The sequence below is a fragment of the Mesorhizobium sp. M0571 genome (genome assembly GCF_040320985.1).
In the GTDB taxonomy this organism is placed as follows: Bacteria; Pseudomonadota; Alphaproteobacteria; order Rhizobiales; family Rhizobiaceae; genus Mesorhizobium.
This window is the reverse complement of sequence record NZ_JAMYQT010000001.1, coordinates 215,479-237,328: the sequence shown is the minus strand read 5'-3', so window position 1 is coordinate 237,328 and position 21,850 is coordinate 215,479. Positions and strand designations below refer to the sequence as shown.

Annotated in this window: 13 protein-coding genes; all 13 read left to right on the top strand. The window is 58.8% G+C overall.

Annotation, left to right across the window (positions count from 1 at the left end; genetic code table 11):
* Window positions 1–183 precede the first annotated feature (183 nt).
* Complete coding sequence (locus NKI85_RS01085; RefSeq protein WP_352775342.1) at window positions 184–1,461, top strand: hypothetical protein; 1,278 nt, start codon at window positions 184–186, stop codon at window positions 1,459–1,461.
* 213 nt (window positions 1,462–1,674) lie between these two features.
* Window positions 1,675–4,752 (top strand): BPTD_3080 family restriction endonuclease, encoded by a 3,078-nt coding sequence (locus tag NKI85_RS01080; protein ID WP_352775340.1) that lies wholly within the window; start codon window positions 1,675–1,677, stop codon window positions 4,750–4,752.
* Between the two features lie 3 nt (window positions 4,753–4,755).
* Window positions 4,756–6,666, top strand: coding sequence for a GmrSD restriction endonuclease domain-containing protein (locus NKI85_RS01075; RefSeq protein ID WP_352775337.1), 1,911 nt, complete (start codon window positions 4,756–4,758; stop codon window positions 6,664–6,666).
* Window positions 6,667–6,673: 7 nt separating this feature from the next.
* Entirely contained in the window at window positions 6,674–7,102 is a 429-nt protein-coding gene (locus NKI85_RS01070; RefSeq protein WP_352775335.1) for a hypothetical protein, read from the top strand.
* The gene (locus tag NKI85_RS01065) at window positions 7,099–8,100 is read left to right on the top strand and encodes a PGN_0703 family putative restriction endonuclease (RefSeq protein WP_352775332.1); all 1,002 of its coding nucleotides are present in this window, start codon (window positions 7,099–7,101) and stop codon (window positions 8,098–8,100) included. The genes NKI85_RS01070 and NKI85_RS01065 overlap by 4 nt, the downstream gene beginning before the upstream one ends.
* Entirely contained in the window at window positions 8,097–8,534 is a 438-nt protein-coding gene (locus NKI85_RS01060) for a hypothetical protein (RefSeq protein ID WP_352775329.1), read from the top strand. The genes NKI85_RS01065 and NKI85_RS01060 overlap by 4 nt, the downstream gene beginning before the upstream one ends.
* A 27-nt stretch (window positions 8,535–8,561) precedes the next feature.
* Window positions 8,562–8,900, top strand: a complete 339-nt coding sequence (locus tag NKI85_RS01055) for a hypothetical protein (protein ID WP_352775326.1) — start codon at window positions 8,562–8,564, stop codon at window positions 8,898–8,900.
* A gap of 22 nt (window positions 8,901–8,922) precedes the next feature.
* Entirely contained in the window at window positions 8,923–11,919 is a 2,997-nt protein-coding gene (locus tag NKI85_RS01050; protein ID WP_352775323.1) for a site-specific DNA-methyltransferase, read from the top strand.
* A gap of 37 nt (window positions 11,920–11,956) precedes the next feature.
* Window positions 11,957–12,538 carry a GIY-YIG nuclease family protein gene (locus tag NKI85_RS01045; RefSeq protein ID WP_352775320.1) on the top strand — a complete coding sequence of 194 codons (582 nt, stop codon included), beginning with the start codon at window positions 11,957–11,959 and terminating at the stop codon, window positions 12,536–12,538.
* Window positions 12,539–12,717: 179 nt separating this feature from the next.
* Window positions 12,718–13,188: a hypothetical protein gene (locus tag NKI85_RS01040; RefSeq protein ID WP_352775317.1), complete on the top strand. Its 471-nt coding sequence runs from the start codon at window positions 12,718–12,720 to the stop codon at window positions 13,186–13,188.
* Complete coding sequence (locus tag NKI85_RS01035; RefSeq protein ID WP_352775314.1) at window positions 13,185–14,411, top strand: hypothetical protein; 1,227 nt, start codon at window positions 13,185–13,187, stop codon at window positions 14,409–14,411. The genes NKI85_RS01040 and NKI85_RS01035 overlap by 4 nt, the downstream gene beginning before the upstream one ends.
* Window positions 14,412–14,414: 3 nt before the next feature.
* Window positions 14,415–16,523, top strand: a complete 2,109-nt coding sequence (locus tag NKI85_RS01030; RefSeq protein ID WP_352775311.1) for a 3'-5' exonuclease — start codon at window positions 14,415–14,417, stop codon at window positions 16,521–16,523.
* Window positions 16,520–21,850 carry an STY4851/ECs_5259 family protein gene (locus tag NKI85_RS01025; RefSeq protein WP_352775308.1) on the top strand — a complete coding sequence of 1,777 codons (5,331 nt, stop codon included), beginning with the start codon at window positions 16,520–16,522 and terminating at the stop codon, window positions 21,848–21,850. The genes NKI85_RS01030 and NKI85_RS01025 overlap by 4 nt, the downstream gene beginning before the upstream one ends.

Here is a 21,850-nt window from a genome sequence, read left to right as displayed (position 1 = left end):
TCGCATGCCTTGATGTCCGCCTCTGGCGCAATTGGTAGATCCACCGGTGGTCAGAACCGCGCAAAGTGAGTGTGAAACCCAATTCCACTTTCAAAAACAAGCACCGTGTCATCTGTCATCGGCTTGACTCATCGCGAGCGGCGACTGATTTGGTTCACTTGATCATTCATCGTAGACTGAGCAATGAAGCGTACCTTCAGCCGAGAAGAATTGTATGACCTCGTTTGGTCAACTCCGATTGCGACACTCGCTGAGCAGTTCGATATTTCTGATCGAGGATTAGCCAAGACTTGCGCACGCTACCAAATACCCGTGCCCGGTCGTGGCTATTGGGCGAAGGTGGAGGCAGGCCAACCTGCGACGAAAACGCCGCTTTGGAAAATTGAGAATCCCACTCTGGAGACAGTGCATATAGGGGCCTTCAAACCGGCCGTGAATCCTTACGTCGCCTTTGCAATTGAGGCGGCCAACACGACTGTCAAAAAATCGAAGGCTGAACGGGAAGCGAGGCCCGTGCGGGAGAAACATTCGGATGCTCTATCTTCCAAGGAGCCGATAGTTTTCGAACCCGTAAGGCGCCCCCATGACTCCATATCAAGTCTTGCGGCGGCGGTGAAATCTGCAAAATGCGACCAATACGGCGAGGTCTCCGTTCCGGGTGTTCGAGTCCACCAAAACTCACGGATTCGGGTGATAGCGGTCCTTCATCATCTCGTCGTTGCTCTCGAGAAGAGAAATATCACCAGTGGTTGCATCGAAACCGGAATCAAAGCCGCCATCGATCCCGATAGCGTGCGGTTTGAAATCAGCGAAAGCCGCAACCGCGAGAAGCATATCCCTACACCAGCTGAACTCAAGAAACACGAGGATCACGAAAGGCGGCGTGAGATAGCCCAACGCCGGGGCCAATGGTTGTATCCCGAAAGCTTCTGGCCTGAGTACGACTATGTCTATTCAGGAAAACTGACCCTCGAAATTCAGAACTGGGCTGACGGTGCCCGAAAGCGTTGGGGTGACGGCAAGCATCAGACGTTAGAATCGATGCTTGAAGCAATGGCGGACGGTGTGCTGTTCCATCTGGCGTACGAGAAAGCCCGTCGGGAGGAACGGGAAGCGGAAGACCGCCGCCGCAAGCATATGGCGCACAGACGAGAGCTGCACAAAAAACGGCAAGAGCGGGAGGCGAATAGACTGATTTTCCTGCGACAACTGGCCGATTGTCAAAGAGAGGCCGCTGACCTTCGGGTGACGATTGCCAATGCTTCCAATTTTTTGCCGCAAGCCAGTCTCGAATACCTTCGCATGATCGGATGGGCGGAACAGCGGCTGGCACATTTGGAAGCTCAAAGCCGGTTAGACACCCTGACATCAAACTTGCGAGAACAGAACCTTTTCCCGGAACCAGATGATCTTCACGATCCCGACGGTGATCCACCACCCCCAAGGTATTGGGGTGATTGACCACTGCAGCGCTCTCGGCAATGCAGCATCGCGGCACGGGGGTGTTTCTGCACTGCCATGGCTAGCTGTGACTCAACTGAAAGTCCGAAGACCGCTTCTGGCGTGAACCAAATAATTTGGAAGGCGACATTTCGAAAGAACAGCAGCCTCAAGGTTGATAAACGAATTCCATACCGTAAAAGATACGCAAGATTCGCTCTTGGGGGGGCGGCCATGACAAAACCATTTTACGCGGAGCCGATCCTTAATTCTCCGTATTTGCCGCCCACGCGGCATCACGCGCTGGGGGACGACGGTCAGCCGCTGGAACATCCGCCGATCGAAGGGCGGAGACGGTCGAAATATGTGACGCCGGTGCCGAAGGCGCGGCGCTCGAAGTCGGGTTCGGCGCGCGGCCAGACCTCGCTCGGCTTTGATGCCGAGGAAACCAGCGAAAGCGGCTACAACCCCACTCCGATCATCAACGAGATCCGAGGCCACATCGAATCCTGGCGCGCACTGCCGAATCCCAATGATTGGGGCGTGACGCCGGTGACCCAGCGTCTGCTGCAGCATTGGCGGCATCACGAATTCTCCAACCAGCAGCCGTTCTTCTGTCAGATCGAGGCGGTCGAGACGGCGATCTGGCTGGCCGAGGTGGCGCGTGGGCGAAAGCAGTACGCGCACATCTTTCGCCACCTGCAGGAGGCCAATCGCGATGCAAACCCGGAACTCTTTCGCCTTGCCCTGAAGCTTGCGACGGGCGCCGGCAAGACGACTGTCATGGCCATGCTGATCGCCTGGCAGTCGATCAACGCAGCGCGGCAACCGAACTCGTCGCTCTTCTCGCGAGGGTTCCTACTCGTCGCGCCAGGCATCACCATCAAGGATCGGCTGCGGGTGCTGAATCCTTCAGACACGGACAATTACTACCGCACGCGCGAGCTGGTTCCGGCCGAGCTGATGACCGACCTCGGCAAGGCCAAGATCGTCATCACCAACTATCATGCCTTTCAGCGCCGCAAGGCGCACGACCTCAATCCTGTCGGCGAACGGCTCATGCAGGGGCGCATAGGCCAGCCGATCGAGAAGCAGGAAAGTGAAGGCGAAATGCTCGCCCGCGCTTGCGGCGAGCTCCTTCACCTAAAGAACATCGTCGTCATCAACGACGAGGCGCACCATTGCTACCGCGAGCGGCCGGGCACGGACGAGGAGTCGGAGGCGAAGGGCGAGGACAAGGAAGAGGCAAAGAAGAACAACGAGGCCGCGCGACTTTGGATTTCCGGACTGGAGGCGCTGAAGCGCAAGGTCGGTCTGCGCGCAGTCTATGATCTTTCCGCCACGCCCTTCTTCCTGCGCGGCTCGGGCTACGAGGAGGGCACATTGTTTCCGTGGGTGGTGTCGGACTTCAGCCTCGTCGACGCGATCGAATGCGGCATCGTCAAACTGCCGCGCGTGCCGGTCTCGGACAACGCAGTCAACGCCGAGTCGCCAGTCTATCGCAATTTGTGGGACCACATCGGCAAAGCCATGCCGAAAAAGGGAGCGGGCAAGTCCGGCGAACTCAACCCGCTTTCGATCCCCGCCCAGCTCCAGACCGCGCTGATCTCCCTCTATAGCCACTACAAGACTGAATATGACGAATGGCAGCGCGTGCCCATTCCAGTGCCGCCGGTCTTTATCGTCGTCTGTAACAACACGGCCAGTTCGAAGCTGGTCTATGAATGGGTCTCCGGATGGCAACGCGAGCGCGAGGGCCAGATGCAGACCATCCATCATGGGCATCTCGAGTTGTTCGGCAATTACGACAAGAACACCGGCGAGCCGCTGCCTCGCATGAACACGCTGCTGATCGATTCCCAACAGATCGAGTCCGGCGAGGCGCTGGACCCTGGTTTCCGCGAAATGGCTGCGGGCGAGATCGAGCAATTCCGCCGCGAGAAACAGGAGCGCGAAGGAGCGGCGGCCGAAAACATCTCCGACAGCGAGCTTCTGCGAGAGGTGATGAACACGGTCGGCCAGAAAGGTCGCCTAGGCGAGCAGATTCGCTGTGTCGTTTCCGTCTCCATGCTGACCGAAGGCTGGGACGCCAATACCGTCACGCACATTCTCGGCGTCCGCGCCTTCGGAACCCAGCTTCTCTGTGAGCAGGTGATCGGCCGCGGCCTAAGGCGCCAATCCTACGACCTCGGCGACAATACCGACCCCGGTGGAAACCGACTGTTCGATACCGAATATGCCGACATCCTGGGCATTCCCTTCGACTTCGCCACGGAACCGCAGAAGGTCACCAAGAACCCGCCCAAGCCCGTTACGCGCGTCGCCGCAGTTCGGGAGCGCGAGCGCCTCGGCATCCGCTTTCCCCGCGTCGCGGGTTACCGAACCGAGCTGCCGCCGGATCGCATCTCTGCAACGTTTACACCAGACTCCACGTTGACGTTGACGCCGGAGTTGGTCGGCCCCTGCGAGACCCGCCTTGAAGGACTCGTTGGCGAAGGCCACGACATCTCGCCGGATGCGCTTGATGACATGCGGCCGAGCGAAGTGGGGATGCATCTGACCAAGCGGCTGGTGGAACGGTACTTTCGCGACAGCGACCAGGACCCGCCCTACCATCTGTTCAATCTCGTCCAGCCGATCACCCGGCGCTGGATTCAAAACCATCTGAAGACTTCCGGCGGCACCAAGATTGGCATGCTCACCTATGCCGAGATCGCCGAAAAAGCCGCAAGCCTCATCTATGCGGGCATCGTACGCGAAGCGAGCGCCGACGGCGCGCCGATCGTCAAGGCGATGCTCGACCCATACAATCCGTATGGCTCGACCAATCACGTCGCCTTCAACACCGCCAAGACGAATCTGTGGACGACGTCACCCTTGAAGAGCCACATCAACTACGTCGTTTGCGACAGCGACTGGGAGGCGGAGTTAGCGCGCGTCGTCGAGGGTCACCCTTCAACCCTCTCCTACGTCAAGAACCAGGCGCTGGGCTTCGAAATTCCCTATCTCAACGGCTCGGTCACGCGCCGCTACCTACCGGACTTCATCATCCAGATCGATGACGGGCGCGGCTCGGACGACCCGCTCAACCTCGTCGTTGAAATCAAGGGGTTTCGCGGTCTGGATGCGCGGCTCAAGGCACAGACGATGGAAAATCTCTGGGTGCCGGGCGTGAACAATCTGAAGAATTTTGGGCGATGGGCTTTCGCAGAATTCCGCGATGCGTTCGCGATCCAGGAAGAATACGGAAAGCTGATGGATAGCCTCATCGCCTCCAGCACAAATCGGAATCAATTAAGGGAGATCGCGTAAATCATGGCGGGGGCCGCATTCCAGACCAATCCTTATAATCTCCATAACCTCCTCCAGAGCTGTCACAGTGGGGCGCTTCAGCTCCCCGATTTTCAGCGAAGCCGGGTCTGGGACGAAGACCGCATAAAGAGCTTGATCGCCTCCGTGTCGCGGGCATTTCCAGTCGGCGCCTTGATGACGCTTGAGACGGGCGGAGAGGTTGATTTCAAGCCACGTCCTGTCGAGGGAGCGCCCGATCAGGCCAAGAATGCTCAGCCCTCATCCCTGCTATTGGACGGGCAGCAACGGATGACGTCGCTTTATCAGGTCACAATTCGCAATTCGGTCGTGGAGACCGTGACGCCGAAAAAGAAAAAAGTCCGGCGTTGGTTCTACATCGACATTCTGAAGGCTCTTGATCCAGCGGTCGACCGCGAGGACGCCATTATCGGCGTGCCGGAAGACAAAATCATTCGCGAGAACTTCGGCAAGGAAGTGGTTCTTGACCTTTCGTCCCGGCAGGCCGAGTTCGACAACCTGATGTATCCAGTTGCCATGGTGTTCCACTGGAACGAGTGGCAGATGCAGTTTATCGGACACAGCAACGCCAAGGGCAACTTTCAGGAGAAATGGCCGATCATCAACCGCTTTCACGACGAGATCGTCGCCAATTTCGCCAGCTATCAGGTTCCGGTTATCGCGCTGGGGAAGAACACCTCGAAAGAAGCCGTCTGCGTGGTCTTCGAAAAGGTGAACACTGGTGGGAAGCCGCTCGACGCTTTCGAACTCGTGACGGCCATGTATGCCGCAAGCGGCCACGAGCTTCGCAAGGATTGGTTTGGCGGCGATGGCACAAAGGGGCGACATCGGCTGTTCGCCGAAACCTTGCACCCAGCGGGTCACGAAACCGGCATCATCGCCAACGTCGCCAACACGGATTTCCTGCAGGCAATCTCGCTGTTCCACACGCGCGACCGCCGACGTGCCGCTGAGGCTGCGGGGAAGCATGGCAAGGAATTGCCGCCCGTCACCGGCAATAGACAGGCGCTGCTGAGCTTGCCACTCGAGTCCTACCAAAGATACGAGAAGCAGGTGGAGCGCGGTTTTCTGCAAGCGGCAAAATTCCTGCACATGCTCCATATCTACCGGATCTTCGACCTGCCCTATCAGTCGCAGATCGTTCCGCTCGCTGCAATCCTCGCCGATATCGGGGACGCGTGGGAACACGAGGCCAATCGGGCAAAGCTGGCTCAGTGGTACTGGAGTGGCGTGTTCGGCGAGCTGTACGGCTCGGCCGTGGACACCCGCATCGCTCGGGATTTCATGGAAGTCCCGGCCTGGCTGAAAGGCGGCGATGCTCCCTCGACTATCAGCGAGACCATGTTCCGTTCGGATCGCCTGAAGACAATGCGCATGCGCCTGTCGGCGGCGTATAAGGGGGTCAACGCCTTGCTGATGAAAGAAAGGGCTCAGGATTTTCGCTCCGGCCAGGAATTCGACCACACTGTCTTCTTTGGCGAGAACGTCGATATCCACCACATCTTTCCGCAGGATTGGTGCCGCCGGCAGTTGATCAAGCCTGACGAATTCGACTCGATCATCAACAAGACGCCTCTTTCGTACAAGACCAACCGGATCATCGGTGGGGTCGCGCCGTCGCAATACCTGACGCGTCTCGAGGCCGGCAGCGAAACGAACCCTCGGATCGAGCCGACGAAACTAGACGCCTATCTTGCCTCTCATCTGATCGAGCCGTCGCTCTTACGCGCCGACGACTTCAAGGGATTCATGGCCGATCGCCAGAAGCGCCTCCTCGGCTTAATCGAGAAGGCCATGGGTAAGGAAGCCTACAAGGGCGATGTACCCGAGGAAGGTGTCGACGACGAGCGCGACGACGACGGAGTCGAAGCCGAAATGACCATCGCGGCGGAGTGAACGGGCGATGATCTACAATGACCTCAAGACAGATGTGATCAAGCGCTTCTGGCTGCATATGTTCGGCCGTCACAAGGGCGAGATGCTGCATGGCAAGGCGCAGCCTGTCGGCGCGCGCTGGCACACCATGCCGGAACTGGGTCTGGCGATTAGCATCACCACCGGCATCGACTTTGTCCGCGTCTTCGTCCGGACGATGGAAGGCGGGAAAGCGTCGAAGCTGCGCGAGCGCCTGACACACTGGCAGGACGAACTGCTTCCAGCACTTGGCGCTCCTCTGAAAAGCCCAGGCGAGAGCGACAGGTTCTTCTCGATCAGGCTTGATCTCGACATGAACGACGAAGGCAATTGGGACGCCGCGGCCGATTTCCTGTGGGACACCTCGCAGCGCTATGAAAAGGCCCTGCGCGAAACTCTGGGTGGGACCGAAGCATGACCGACCCACGCGAGCCCCATTTCGTGGCACAGGAACGCGCACGTCAATCGGCTTTCTTCGAAGCGTATCTTCCCGGCGAAGGAGGGTTCGGGGGCAGTGCCTATCGCCTTGCTCCTGAGAACCGCCTTTCGAACCTCAATCCCGGAATCCGCAACATCGCCGCCCGCTATTTCTCCGACAACGCCATCGCCTGGCATCAACATGCCGCTCATGGCCTCTCGTCACAGGTTTGCTGCCTGAATTTCCTGATGCCTCTCGCGACGCGTCCGGAGATGTTGGCGCGTCTCGTCCAGAGCGCGCTTGGTGGCGACCTGCCGGAAATGCTGGAGGTCGAGAAAGGGCCGGACGGTGAACCCTGGTTCGTCGGCTTTGAATGGATTGGCCGCAAGGATTACCTCAACGAATGGCCTCGAACCGGATCGCCAAAACGCGGCGCCAATGTCACAAGCGCCGATGCCATTTTACGCTTCCGGCAGGCAGGTCGTGCCGAGACCTTGCTGATCGAGTGGAAGTACACTGAATCCTACGGCGCTCCACCCGAACCGAAGCGCGAACCGGAACGCCTTCGCCGCTACCAGAACATTGCCTTCGCGCCGTTCGGCCCGATGCGCAGCAATGCCGACCTGAAACTTCCCGACCTGTTCTGGGAACCGTTCTACCAGCTCACTCGTCAGCAAATGCTGGCGTCGCGTATGCAGGCAACGAAGGAAGACGGCACGGAACGCGTCCGCGTACTGCATATCGCGCCGGCCGGCAATCGGCGGCTCGCTCGCGTCACCCCGCCCGCGCTGCGAGCGCTCGGCGACAATGCCTTCACGGTCTACCGCGCCTTGCTGGCCGACCCCGAAGACTTTTTTAGCCGCTCTACCGAAAAGCTATTCAGCCCGCTGATAGCCAATGTGCCCGCGGACGATTCCTGGGCGAACTATCTCAGCAAACGCTATGCCTTCCTGGCCGATACGGCCGCTCCTTCTCCAAGTGAAATGACCCCAGCATGAACGCCATTTTCGACATCAGCCCCCGCGCCGCCGCCGAATTCGACGACGATTCTTTCTGGAAGGTGCTGGAGGAACGGCACCCTGAGGAACGGGTCAGGCGGGCTGCAAAGTCGAAATTCTACTGGCAGCGCGCGCTACCTTCTTTCAGCTTCGTTATCACTATGTATGTCGCGCCAGACGATGAACGCTGCGGCGTTTTCCTCGGCCGCAACGAGAAGCTCGGCGCCACTGATGTCGTAGAGCGATTGCGGCCGCTTGCCTCTCGCCTTTGCGAGATCCTGAAGCTCGATCCGACCGTCAGTTCAGCGGAGTTTCCGTTCATGTCGGAATGGCAGGTCAACGGCTTCTCGACTGACAACTGGCCAGCCATGACCGACTGGCTCACCACGGAGGCATCGCGTTTCGAACGCGCGTTGGTCGAACTGGTCGTCTAAAAACGTTGACAAGCAAGGGGGGGAAGTATGGCAAACTACAAGGGCGGCGTGATCCGTGACGGGTCCTCTATCGGACTGGGCAATGCCCTGGGAAACCTCAAGAACGGAATTATTCGAAATGGCTCCTCGCCCGGTTTGGGATCCGCCCTTGGCAACGTCAAGGATGGGGTCATTCGAACCGGTTCCTCCGTTGGGCTGGGATCAGCGATCGGGAATGTGAAAGCCGGTGTTGTTAGGGATGGTTCCAGCGCCGGGTTGGGAAAAGTTGTCGGGAAGGTCTCCGACTTCACCATCAAGGGGATCGAGCGTGAGCGCGACGATGAGATCGTTGCCGTCTATCACTTCCTCACAAAGAAATTTCTCTGACGATCTTTGATTGGACTGCCCTATGGCCAAGACGCCGACGCAGAAGAATATCGACGCGCTGACCCACGACCAGGCTCGGCGGATCAACAATCCGACCGCCGAAATGGCCTCGCTGTTCGAGCAGCAGGAAGAGATCCTGGGCAGTGTGGACCATTCCATTTCGTTGCCGCGCGCGCGGCCTCTAGCCAACGGCGAAACCAGGCAACGCGACGGCGATCTCGACCCGCAGATCGTCTGGAACGGCGCGAAGATCAGGATCACGAAGGACCAGATGCGTAAGCTCGCCGAAACCGGCGAGATCGAGATCGGCGACGCTCAGCTTGTCTGGCGCGGCAAGGATACGCAGGATTGGTCCGACCTCGTCATCAATGCGCCGCCGATCTATCGTCAGGAAGCGATTCACCCGAGGCACCTGATTGACGATCTCAGGCGCAGATCCGACAAAGCTCGTGAAGAAAAGACCGACGAACCGAGCTTCTTTTCCGATTTCAATGGCATCACCGACCCGGAAGCCCGGGCCGAGTTCTACCAACATCCACAGCATTGGACGAACCGCTTCATCCTGGGCGACTCGCTGCAGGTGATGGCCAGCCTCGCCGAGCGCGAGGCGATGCGCGGAAAGGTGCAGTGCATCTATTTTGACCCGCCCTACGGCATCAAATTCAATTCCAACTGGCAGGTCTCGACGCTGTCGCGCGACGTCAAGGACGGCAAGGCAGCTGACGTTTCCCGCGAGCCGGAACAGGTGAAGGCCTTCCGCGACACCTGGAAGGACGGCATCCACTCCTACCTCACCTATCTGCGCGACAGGCTGATGGTAGCGCGTGAGCTGCTGTCCGAAAGCGGCTCGATCTTCGTGCAGATCGGCGACGAGAACGTGCATGTGGTGCGAGCAGTGATGGATGAGGTGTTCGGAGAGGAGAATTTTGTCAGCCAGATTGCCTTCTCGAAGACGGCATCTGCGACGTCCGTCTACCTGTCGGGCGCAATGGACTACGTGTTGTGGTTCGGGAAGCGAAAGGCACACTTAAAATACCGCCGGCCTCTGAAGATCAAACAACTAGGAGGCGACGGTGCAGAGAAGTATTCGCGTGTTCGGCTCGGCGATCTCTCGGTTAGGCCACTTTCGGCACTTGAAAAAGAGGAGGAGATTGAGCTTCCTGCGGATGCCCGCGTTTATCGTCAGGACAATCTCACATCGCAAAGCGTGGGCAGAGAGAAAGGGGAAGGCGCAGCCTCCTGGTTTCCCGTCGACATCGACGGGCGAACGATCCGACCAAATGACCGGGTGCGATGGAAAACAAACCAGAAAGGAATGGAACGCCTCCTTCGAGCATCACGCGTGGAATTGACGGGTAATTCGCTCGCGTACGTACGGTTTCTAGATGACTTCTCCGCATACGAATTGGCCAATTATTGGGATGATATCGGCGGGATTCAGAGTCGATCGGATCCTAAGATTTACGTGGTTCAAACAGCGACCACCGCAATCCAGCGGTGCATCCTGATGACCACCGATCCCGGCGACCTTGTGCTCGACCCGACTTGCGGCTCTGGCACAACAGCCACCGTCGCCGAGCAATGGGGCCGGCGCTGGATCACCATCGACACTTCGCGCGTCGCGCTGGCACTCGCCCGCACGCGGCTGATGTCCACGCGCTATCCGTACTACCTACTCGCCGACAGCGACGAAGGTCGTGTGCAGGAGCAGAAGGTTTCGGGGAAGCTCCAGCCGCAAACGCCGACCTCCAGGGATATCCGCCAAGGATTCGTCTACGAGCGTGCGCCGCACATCACGTTGAAGTCCATCGTGACCAATGCCGAGATCGACGTGATCTGGGAACGGTGGCAGGCAGTGCTGGAACCGCTGCGCCGGGAACTGAACGAGAAGCTGCAGACCCCATTCGAGGAATGGGAGATCCCGCGCGATCTCGACCGGTGGCTAGAGCCCAAGGAGGGCGCCGTAAAGGCCGGGCTGGTCAGCACCCGAGTGCGCGAACTGCACAAAGGCTGGTGGGAAGGCCGCATTGCGCGGCAAAAAGAGATCGACGCCTCGATCGCCAGGGCGGCCGATGTCGAGATGCTTTACGACCGCCCCCATGAGGACAAGTCGAAGGTGCGCGTCGCCGGACCGTTCACGGTCGAGAGCCTGTCGCCGCACCGCGTTGTCACCGCGCGCGACGACACGCTGGCCAGCGAAATCCGCGCCGGAGAAGGCGGCATGCAGCCCGATCCGAAAAATGTACCGGAGATCGACTTCGGCCGGATGGTGCTCGACCATCTGCGCAGCGCCGGGGTGCATCAACAGGAGAAGCGCGACACGATCCATTTCAATTCGGTCGAACCCTGGCCGGGCAATTTCCTTGCCGCGGAAGGCCGCTACAATGACGGGGACGGCCGGGAAAAACGCGCGGGAATCCTGATCGGTCCGGAATTCGGCACGCTGACGCGTAGCCAGATCACGGCCGCAGCCCGCGAGGCTTCCGATGCCCGCTTCGACGCGCTGATCGCCTGCGCCTTCAACTTCGAAGCCCAGGCAAGTGACTTGAACAGGCTCGGTCCGCTGGCCGTCCTGAAGGCGCGCATGAATCCCGACCTGCACATGGCCGAGGATTTGAAGAACACGGGCAAGGGCAATCTCTTCGTCGTATTCGGCGAGCCGGATGTCGACCTGATCGAGACGGCGCAGGGCGAATTGCAGGTGAAGGTCAACGGCATCGACATCTTCGATCCCTCGACGGGCGAAATCCGCTCCGACGACGTGAAGGGCATCGCCGCCTGGTTCATCGACACCGACTACAACGAAGAGAGCTTCTTCGTCCGCCACGCGTACTTCCTCGGCGCCAACGATCCCTACAAATCGCTGAAGACGGCACTGAAGGCCGAGATCGACGAGGAAGCCTGGGAGACGCTCTATTCCGACACCTCACGCCCGTTCCCGAGGCCGAGCACAGGAAGAATCGCTGTCAAAGTGATCAACCACTTCGGCGACGAAGTGCTGAAGGTTTTTGGGGTGTGAGGAGACGTTAGGCTACACAACGCGGACGGAGGGGTATTTGGCGAAGCCAATAGGACTGAATGCTGCAGATTTTGGCGCGGACGTGTCGGATTTGCAGAACTCGGCTGGGAACGCACTCTTCAAGACCGTGCAACTCGATTGGTCACTCCCAGTGGATTGGGAGAAGGGCAAGAAAACACCAACTGACCGTAGTGATGCTTGCGTTTACGTTATAATGCATGATGATGGCAGATATCGGCAAAAGAAGCGCATAGTCTATGTGGGTCTTACGAAAGATCCTTCAAAGAGATTTTTGAACCATCCAACAGCGCATGACATCGTAAATCGGCAAGGCCGCGCAAGCATTAGCTTTTCCTTCTTTGATTTCATTCAGGGACGGAACAAAATAGAGAGGGTAAACGAGGCTTCTGAGGAAGTAGAGCACATCCTAATCTGGACCCTTTGGCCATATCTTGAAAATGACCGCAAAATGTTCACCCTCCCTGGGATGGGCGTCTACGGCGGCAATGCTTGGCACATACTCAACAAGGGCTATCGGTTCCACGGGCAGATGCCTCGGGAGATTGTTTATCCGTGGATGCTTGTGAAGCCTGGCCGCAATAGATCAGCGAAGACTTGATGCCCACTATCCTTACCCCTAGCGTCTCCGCCGCCATCGCTAGGCCTGCCGATGGTAGTCAGAAGCAGGAGGAGCGGCTGCCAGCCTACATGCTGGTGAAATGGCGATTGATCCGAAAGATGAGTGAAAAAGAAATTGCTCAGAAAACCTAAGTTGAGCGGGGAGGAGAAATTTTGGGGGTGAAAAGCAAAGTCAGATCGATGCAGCGCGGCGCAGCAAAGCGGGACTGCGGCCCACGCGACACAACGTCCGATTATCAGAATATCGATCCGGTTCTGCGAGATGCTGACAGGCTCCATCTGGGCGTGAATGATAGGGAACTGGAAGCAATGTTGGATCGGCTAGGACCGAAGATCCAAGTCTATGCCAAATCCGGTTTCAAGAAGCCGTCTGATGTCGTCCGGCTGCTCAACAAGGAAAGCATCGGCACCGCACGCGGCTCGGCTTGGACCCCGCGACTCGGCTGGTTCCTGTTGAAGATGCACTATCAGCGTAAGACGGATCGATCTTCGGTTCGCCTCAACGAGCAAAAGGCCAGAGAGAAGGGAAGGGCCAGCGAGAGCCTGCAGTCAGTCCCCATCCTCACAATGGACGAAATACAGCGGCGTCTCGCCGCTTTGAAGGCCCATTGGGGCAGTCCAGTGGAATGACCCATTCATATCAGTTGCCTGACCACGGCAGGATCCAGTGTGCTCTCTGCCATCACCCTCAGAGCTATGGCTTCGACCGCACGCGGACCGAGGAGAACGGCTGGCGGATCACGAACAATCCCCTCGCCTGGGGTGGCACCGAGCCTGAAGTCGTTGTCCTGGGTTTCTCCAAAGGTCCCACGCAATCAGGAGCTCTCACAGCGCTGCCGCATGATGCTATCGCCTACAAGGGTGGTCGTTCAGCGGTCGCAAAGATACTCCATCACATAGGCCTGCTGGAACACCCGGAGGCTCATCTTGTCGACTCCTTAATTGGCGATCGAAATGGGAGGATCCATTTCGGTTCCCTGATCCGCTGCACTGTTGAGCGTTGGGATGAACAGGAACGGATTTGGAAAGGAACCGGCGGTGGTATGCTGGACCGTTTTGTCGCCACCAGCTTTGGTTCGGAGATTGCGCAGAACTGCGGCAGCACTTTTCTTGCGCACCTGCCATCCCGAACCCACCTCGTAGTTATGTTAGGACTCGGCTCCAAGCTGAACTACGTGCGTTCATGCAGAGCGCTTTTCGAACATATACGACCGGGTCCCTGGAAGCAGCTCAATGACATTGCATATACGGACAATCAGATTGTGGTCGTTCACACTGAACATTTCGCATCCCAGGGGAACCTGCTCCCGAACTGGCTGAGCGGCGAAAAACACGAGCGGGGTCAACTAGGACTCCTCGCCCAAGAAGCCGTCAAGCAGGCCAGAATTCAGCTTTCTAAGGATGTCAGAGGAATAGCCACCCCGCCCCTGGCGAGAACACTGCCGACCAATGGATCGGCTGACCGATCAAGAAGAGACTCGCACCGACTTCACGGCAACAGCTTATCCGAGCCTACACTCGACCCTGTTTCGGCGCAGTTGGGCGATGGTCATGGGATCCCTTTGACCGACGGTGCGATCCGAAACGGAAACCTTAGTCTCAATTCGATCCGCCATGTGATTCCGCCCGGAGGGGTCGGTGGAACGAATAGGAACGAACTTGGCCGGCTTTTCATCGTTCGATTCGAGCCGGGAAGTTCGGTCGAAACGGATGTTGCAGGAGACAAGATGACGCTTCGGTGTCGTGGCGCCGTCCGCGAATTTCTCAAGAGGATAGGCGCAAAGCTCGGCGACAATGTTCGCATACGCGCGGAAGGATCCCGCACGCTCGTCATCACCCATCAGAGACGTTAGTCCATGCCCACTATCCTCGCCGACAGCTTCACCGCCGCTCTCGCAAAACTCGCCAATGACGAGCAGAAGCAGGCGAAGCTGACGGCATTCGATCTGCAGGCGAATCCCGATCAGCCTGGGCTGCAGTTTCACCGTATCGACAAGTCCAAGGATCCAAATTTCTGGTCGGTCCGGGTTTCCCGCGACATCCGCATCATCGTGCACAAGGCGGGCAGAAGCCTAATGCTCGCCTATGTCGGCCATCACGACGACGCCTATTCCTGGGCGGAACGGCGGCGCATCGAGACACACCCGACGACTGGTGCGGTGCAGATCGTCGAGGTGCGGGAACTGGTCGAGGAGATCGCGCCGCCCGCGACGACTGCGTTCAAACAGGCAGACCTGCCCTTCGATGTCGTCTCCATTGAGGAGAAACCTCTTGTATCCGCCGCACCGATCTTTGCGAAACTGGCGCAGGGCGACCTGCTCTCTGTCGGCGTTCCCGCAGACTGGCTTTCCGACGTCGCCGAGGCGACCGAAGATTCCTTCTTCACGCTTGCTGCCCATCTGCCGCAAGAGGCGGCCGAGGCACTGCTCGAATACGCCGCGACTGGAATCCTGAAGGCTGCGGCGGCGCCCGTCGAAGACCCGATGGCGCATCCGGACACGATGCGCCGGTTCCGTGTTCTCGAAGGGCTCGAGGAACTGCAGGCCGCCCTCGACGCGCCGTTCGAAAAGTGGGCTGTTTTCCTGCACCCTCTCCAGCGCGGCGTCGTCGAGCGCGACTATTCCGGCCCAGCGCGCGTCGCCGGATCGGCCGGCACGGGCAAGACGGTCGTCGCGCTTCACCGGGTAATGCGGATTCTTCGCCTCGATCCAGATGCTCGCGTGCTCTTGACCACCTTCTCCGATCCGCTGGCAGCCGCACTCCAGCGTAAGCTAGCGGTGCTCTCCGGCGGTCGCGCCGAAATTGAGAACCGGGTCACTGTCGCCTCCTTCCGCAGGATCGCAGAAGAACTGTTTGCGCTCTCTACGGGGCGCAAGGCGCATATTGCAAAGCGCGATACGGTACGCGGGATGATCGAGAACGCGGCGGACGATGCGGGCGTGCGAGAATTCTCCCCGCGGTTCTTGATATCCGAATGGGAGAACGTGATCGACGCCTGGCGGATCGGCAGCGCCGATGCCTACGCCGAGGTGCCGCGCATGGGTCGCAAGAACCGCCTGGGTCAGAGGCAACGCGAGGTGCTGTGGCAGGTCTTCTTGCACGTCCACGATGCCCTCGGGCAGCAGGCGCTATTCACGCCCGCTTCGCTGTTCGCCGCCGTGACCGAGACCTATTCCGCGAGAACCGAACAACCCTTCACCCACATTGTCGTCGACGAAGCACAGGATCTCGGCGTGCCGGAACTACGCTTCCTCGCGGCTATCGCACCCGACAAGCCTGACGCGCTCTTCTTTGCCGGCGACATCGGCCAGCGGATCTTCCAGCAGCCGTTTTCCTGGAAAGGACTGGGGATCGACGTGCGCGGCCGCTCATCCACATTGAAGGTCAACTACCGCACATCGCAGCAGATCCGAGCGATGGCTGATCGGCTTATCCCGAAGACGATCCGCGATATCGATGGGCTCGAAGAAGACCGCCGAGGCACTGTGTCCGTCTTCGAAGGGCTGGAGCCGACGGTCGTCATCGCCAATGATCAAGATGCAGAACGGAAGGCGGCTGTCGCCTTCATCCGCGAGGCGTTCAACGACGGCATACCGGCAGACCAGATCGCTATTTTCGTCCGTTCGGCCGCCGAGCTTCCGCGCGCTCGTGCCATCGCCGAGGCTACAGCGTTGCCGTACCGGACGATCTCTTCCGGAAAACCTGGCGAAGACGCAGCGGCGCTGGTCGGGACCATGCACTTGGCCAAGGGGCTGGAGTTCCGGGCTGTGTTGGTCGTCGCCTGTGACGAGGGCGTTTTGCCGCTCGCGGCCCGGGTCGCGGACGTCGCCGACGAGTTCGAACTCGACGAAGTCATCGCGACGGAGCGACAACTTCTCTATGTGGCCGCGACGCGGGCGCGAGACATGCTGTTCGTGTCCGGCATCATGCCGGGCTCGGAGTTTCTGGATGATTTGCAGACGTGACAGCGACACGAGCAACGGAAATAGCCGACGCACTCGAGCGGTATGCGCTGGCGCTGCAGAATTGGGGAGCGCCTGACGACCACCCGTTCAATGGCGTGTACGCATCCAGCGTCGATGTTGTTGAAAGGGACGGTCTAGAGACACGTCAGCGGAATCTTGTAACGCGCATTGGCGCGCTTCTCGCCAACTACGAGAAGGTGGGATCGTTTCTTAAAATCGCAACCGCGCCGACCCTCGCATCGATCGCCCGCTTGGAACCAATATTGCGGCTTGCCGCAAGTGGTGCCGACCTTGATCATGACCTGCTCGTATGTATCGTCAACAGCCGAAAGCACCGGGAAATCGCCGCCGCCGCCGCCGCAGGAATAGTCTGGCGAGTTCTGTACAACCAGAGCCAGGCGATTTTTCAGCGATCGGCACACGTGGCTGGGATCGTGCACCTTCGCGTGCCTCTGGAGGCAGGGCGATCCTCATTGATTCGGCGCATTGGTCCAGCCTACCGCCACGCGAGCAAGGAACTTGCTTCTCATCTGAATGGTCGGCTGCCTGCGTCCGCTCTCGACCGAATTGGTCTCGTAGAGCGATTGGCTGCAATCCAGGCCGCGAAATCCGTCCTCTCGCAACAGGAAACGCTTCTGAAGCGGACGCTTGGCCAGCACTACCGTGGAGAAGCCACGGATTTTGAACAGGTAGCGGCAGCCTGCGATTGGGTCGCATCCCTGGATAGCACGCGCTTGCTGCCAAATCCGCTCAAGCTGATTGCCTTGAGCGCGAAACGCGAAATTGTCGCGAAGTCGATTTCTTACTTCAAAGAGCAGAGTGCCAGGATTGAACGCGAGCTGAGCATTCTTGCGAAGGCGTATAGCCTTGACCCGCTCGCGTTCTTCGGAGCGCCGGAGTTTTCAGCCGCCCGGCTCGACAATGTCGCGTTTCGATTCGAGCGAATGGCAGCCGAAATGCACCGACTGCCCGAGTGGCTCGAACTCCAGCGCCTCAAGAAAGCGATCGACGACCTCGGGGTTGATGAGCTTGTCTCCGCAGGAGAATTGAAAAGGAAGGCACCCAACCTCGCCGAGGCTATAGACGGTGCTTTCATTGAGGACGAACTCCCTACGCCCACAGATGAAGCGCTCCCGGTCCCCAAGGACACGGAGGTCGCCAGTCCTGCCAAGGTTGACGATCCCGAGGATGTGCCGCCAGAAACCTCAGAGCAGGTGGTACTGACAAGCGCTGGCGAAAGTATTCCAGCCGAGCTGACTGGCGCACGCCATGAGCATTTCGACCGGAGCGAATCCCGGGATCTTCTGGAAGACAATGGACTTTCGCCGTCAAACGTAGAAGAATCGATTGGACCTTCGGGACACTCGGCCAACTTGGATGTCATTGTTGCCGAACCGACGGACGAAAGTGAAACGTCTCCCCGCCTTACTACGAGTTGGGCGGATCAGGAAAGTGACGCTGACAACGAACAGCTAGCGGTCAGTCCTACTGCCTCCGAAGAGGCTGCCCTCGCCGATCACGCGTCGACAGGTGCCTTGCGCCCTCTCGATCCCCTGTCGCCGGTGGAGCCGGAATCCCCCACCCTTGCAACCTCAGTTTCGGAACTTGATGAAGGCGGCGTCGACATCCAGTCCGCCGCATATGACACAGGCTCCTCATTTGACGCGCCTGCAACAGAGATCTCCGACGCGGCGGATTTTGAACCCCCTGAAGAAGATGAGCTTTCCCCCTTAATCGAAAGTACCGATAGTCCGGATGAACTCGCTGGTGAAATTGATGAACCAGTAGGGACTTCGCTCGACGCGTCTGAAGCTGAGGCGTCCGCAGCCCCTCAAATCGCGTGGTCTACTTCTGAATCTTCAACACCCTTCGATCTGTCCAAGCTTTCGGATTTAGGGCTCGCACAGCATTTCGTAATGCACCGTGAGAGTTCAGAAGAGTTGCGGAAGCTGAACGAGGTACTCAAATCGCGCAACTCGGATGCGGCCAGCGATCTGCACATCGAGGTCCAGCAGGCGCTGCGCCAGTTGCGCCATCTCGACAATCGTCAGCAGCGTCCGGCAATCGTAGCCACAGGAAGCGGTCCTGTGCGTGACTGGATCCGCGAGTTCCTGTCAGCGCGGGGACTAACATATGCCGACGGAAGGCCGCTTTATCGGTACCGCATGTCGGATGAGGAATACGCCAAGGCCAAATCAACGCTCGTCAAGCTTGGCCGCGACGGAAGGCTGAACAGGCCAGACGATCGATCCGGTGCGCTTTTTGTCATCTACTGTGCAGAATGGTTTCGCCGGGAAAGCAGTTCCACCTTCCTGCGTTGGAACGACCTTGCGTCCGACATTTTCGATACACTGGCTCAAAATAAAAAGGCCGATCTGACGAGTCGCGGGCTCATCCATTGGCGGCGCGACCTACGCATGAACGGCTCAACGCATGAGTATCTGCTGACGCTCGCACTTGAGGGCGGATTTCCGGTCCGGCTTTTGGATGAGTCGTCGCGCGGATGGCTGAAGGAATACTTGCGATCGATTCTCCGAGGAGCACTGGGCCTACGGCAACCCGAGATCAGTGAAATCGAGAGCATTGCCCATGAAGAAAAGGGGCAAATGCGCAAAAGCTACCGCCACAACGAGTTTGTCGCGCTGTGCGCCGAATTGGTCGAACGGATACTGTTTTGGCGGAGAAAGGCCGAAAGCGAGGCCCAGGCCAATCTCCCCCATGCCCAGTTGCTCGACTTGAAGCATCCCGAATGGCGAGAGGACCTGCCACTATACATTCCAGCAGGCGAAACCGGGATCGCGAGCGAAATCCTTTCCGGACTAATGAATGAGCCCGCCGCTGGGCTCCCCACCTCTGGAATAGAAGCCACCCGATTCCTCGTGAAGGTTGACGGTATGTGGCAACCCGCAATCCAGATCCGGGCCGACGGAGACATGCCGGCAGCTCGAATACCACATGCGCCGACCGGACTTGGCCGATTGCGTGCGGTCGCATCGGGCGCGCTGGCCAATAAGGTCTCCGGCGAGTTCGCCTTGTTCGAACCCCCCTCTGGCACACAAAAGCGCTGGCGTGTACGGCCGCTCGTTCGGCTCGACAAAATAATTCCGGATATCCCGTTCTCGATGCCGATATTGGCAAACCTGACGACGAATGGAGTCAACTGCCCTATCGTCTGGCCACGAGGCGAGGCCGTCAACTCCGAGATATTGGTGTTGCGGAGTGTCCCAACGGAGGCCGGCAGCGCGGAGGCGCTGAGTCTTGCTGGCAGGGGATCACACCGGAGCAGTGCCCACAGACTGTATGTTTTATATCCGGAAGGATGGGCCGTTCGGCCCGCCGATCCGGACACAATTCCAGACATCGAACTCCTTCCCCATTTGCACCGGTGTCTCGCCACGATTTCAGGCGCCACTTATTTTGAAAGTGGCGAGAGCGGCGCTGCGCGATATCGCGTTGAACCCAACTCTGACGAACGTGATGCGGAACTTGATCTCGGCGGCAAGCCGTCTGGGCAATTCGAAAGCGCGGATCCGGATTGTGACCTGATAGAAGGTCCGCTTGCGCCCTCGATCGTCGAGAACGGGGGTCTGAGGCAGCCACGGAAGGGAGAGATATTCTGGCGGCGACCGGGGGACAAGTGGACGGAATATGTGCGACCTATCAAGGCAGTCGGTCGAATTGACGTCTCATGGAGGGATCCGGAAGCGAGCATTCAGCTCGAAAAGCGCCAAGTCGCTATGATAACTCCGCTTGCGGGCATATCGGGGCGCATGACTTCCGCGCAGGCGTGCGAGATATCGGTAAGGGGCCTAGACGACTGGACAATCCAGTTCCCGCAAGATCTCTTCGAGCAACCTGTAACATCTGCCAATCAGATGAAGATGCGGTTTCGGAGCCGACCAGCCTACCGGATACGAGCGGTTCTCATCCCGCCAGAGGGACACGGATTCTCAGTCTGGCTAAAGATTGCCGGTCGCGATGCCGCAATCGTCCTTTCCGATGGCACTGTTCTGGCTGCAGGTCAGTCGATCGACATCGGCATGCTCCGCGGGGCCGTGGCGGTATCGCCCTCCCGCACAGCTCTTGACGTCACGCTCAAAGGGTCTCGCTCGTCCGGCCTGACTGTGCAGGTCGATGAGGAATATCCCCTCGGCGCTTTGCGCAATGGGATCGACGAAATTCTGGCTGGAGCGACAGAGCACGATGCCATGGCGGAAATGGTCTTTCTAGGCCAGCAGATGCCTTTCCGGATCGGCCGCTACCGCTATCCGCCCCCGGCATATGTTGATGGGCAGATCCGCTTCAGCGCGTTTGGATTGAACGACACGACCCGCCCCGTCGCTCGCATGATCCTCTCCCCAAGACACGATCACGCGCTTGACCCGGCTGGCGACAACACGTGGACGCTCCCGGAGAGATGCGTTGGTCCGTGCCTTGTCTATCTGCGTGACGGAACGGAGGTCGTTTCGAAGCCGATTGTCATTGGAAAGAGCGAGGCGATGCCGTCCTCAAGCATATTGCTGACTGCAATGGCAAAATCCGCGCATGCGGAACGCCAGACCGCGATCCTATTGGCGCTGGAAGATATTGCAGGGAGCACGTCGGCAACCGGAGACATCAACTGGCTGACCGAACTGATCACACATCTGAATGGTTTGCCCGCATCCGCATTCGATGTTCTTCGGCTGTTGCCGAAATCTCCTGTCGCCCTGATCCGGCTATTGCTTGCCTGCCGCGATGACGTAGCGCGAAACTTGGTGTGGAGTCTCCAGGATCAGCTTCCATTCCTCTGGCTGCAATTTCCAAAGAATTCATGGAAGGCGGCGCTAACGACGGAGTACCGCGCATACGAAAATGCAATTTCGGCTCTAGCGGAAGATCTGCGGGGGAAACTGTGCGGAGAGCGGATGATTGGGTTGATATCCACGGTTTGCGATCTGGAACCCGCCCTCTCGTCGATATTTCAGAGCCTTGGAATCATCCAAACCCAGGCTGCCTCGCGGAGTGTCCGAGATCTAGCCCAAGACTATATTCGCGATCAACGGCTTCTGGACGCCGATGGAACTGCACGGCGCACGCAAGGCAGCGCCGTGATTGCAGAAAATCTCGTGGCTTCAAAGGTAACACTCCCGGAGGAACTGCACCCGCGCTTCGACTTGCAGTCATTCGAAGGGCTGCTTGTGCCTGCGCTTATCGCGGCATGCGCGAATGGGCGCACGGCGATCGATGCGCCCTCCCTGCTCGTCGCTCGCCGAATGATCCGCGAGAGCCCTGCATATGTTTCCGGTGCCTATCCGCATTTCCTAAAAAAGTATGAGGTGATTTGA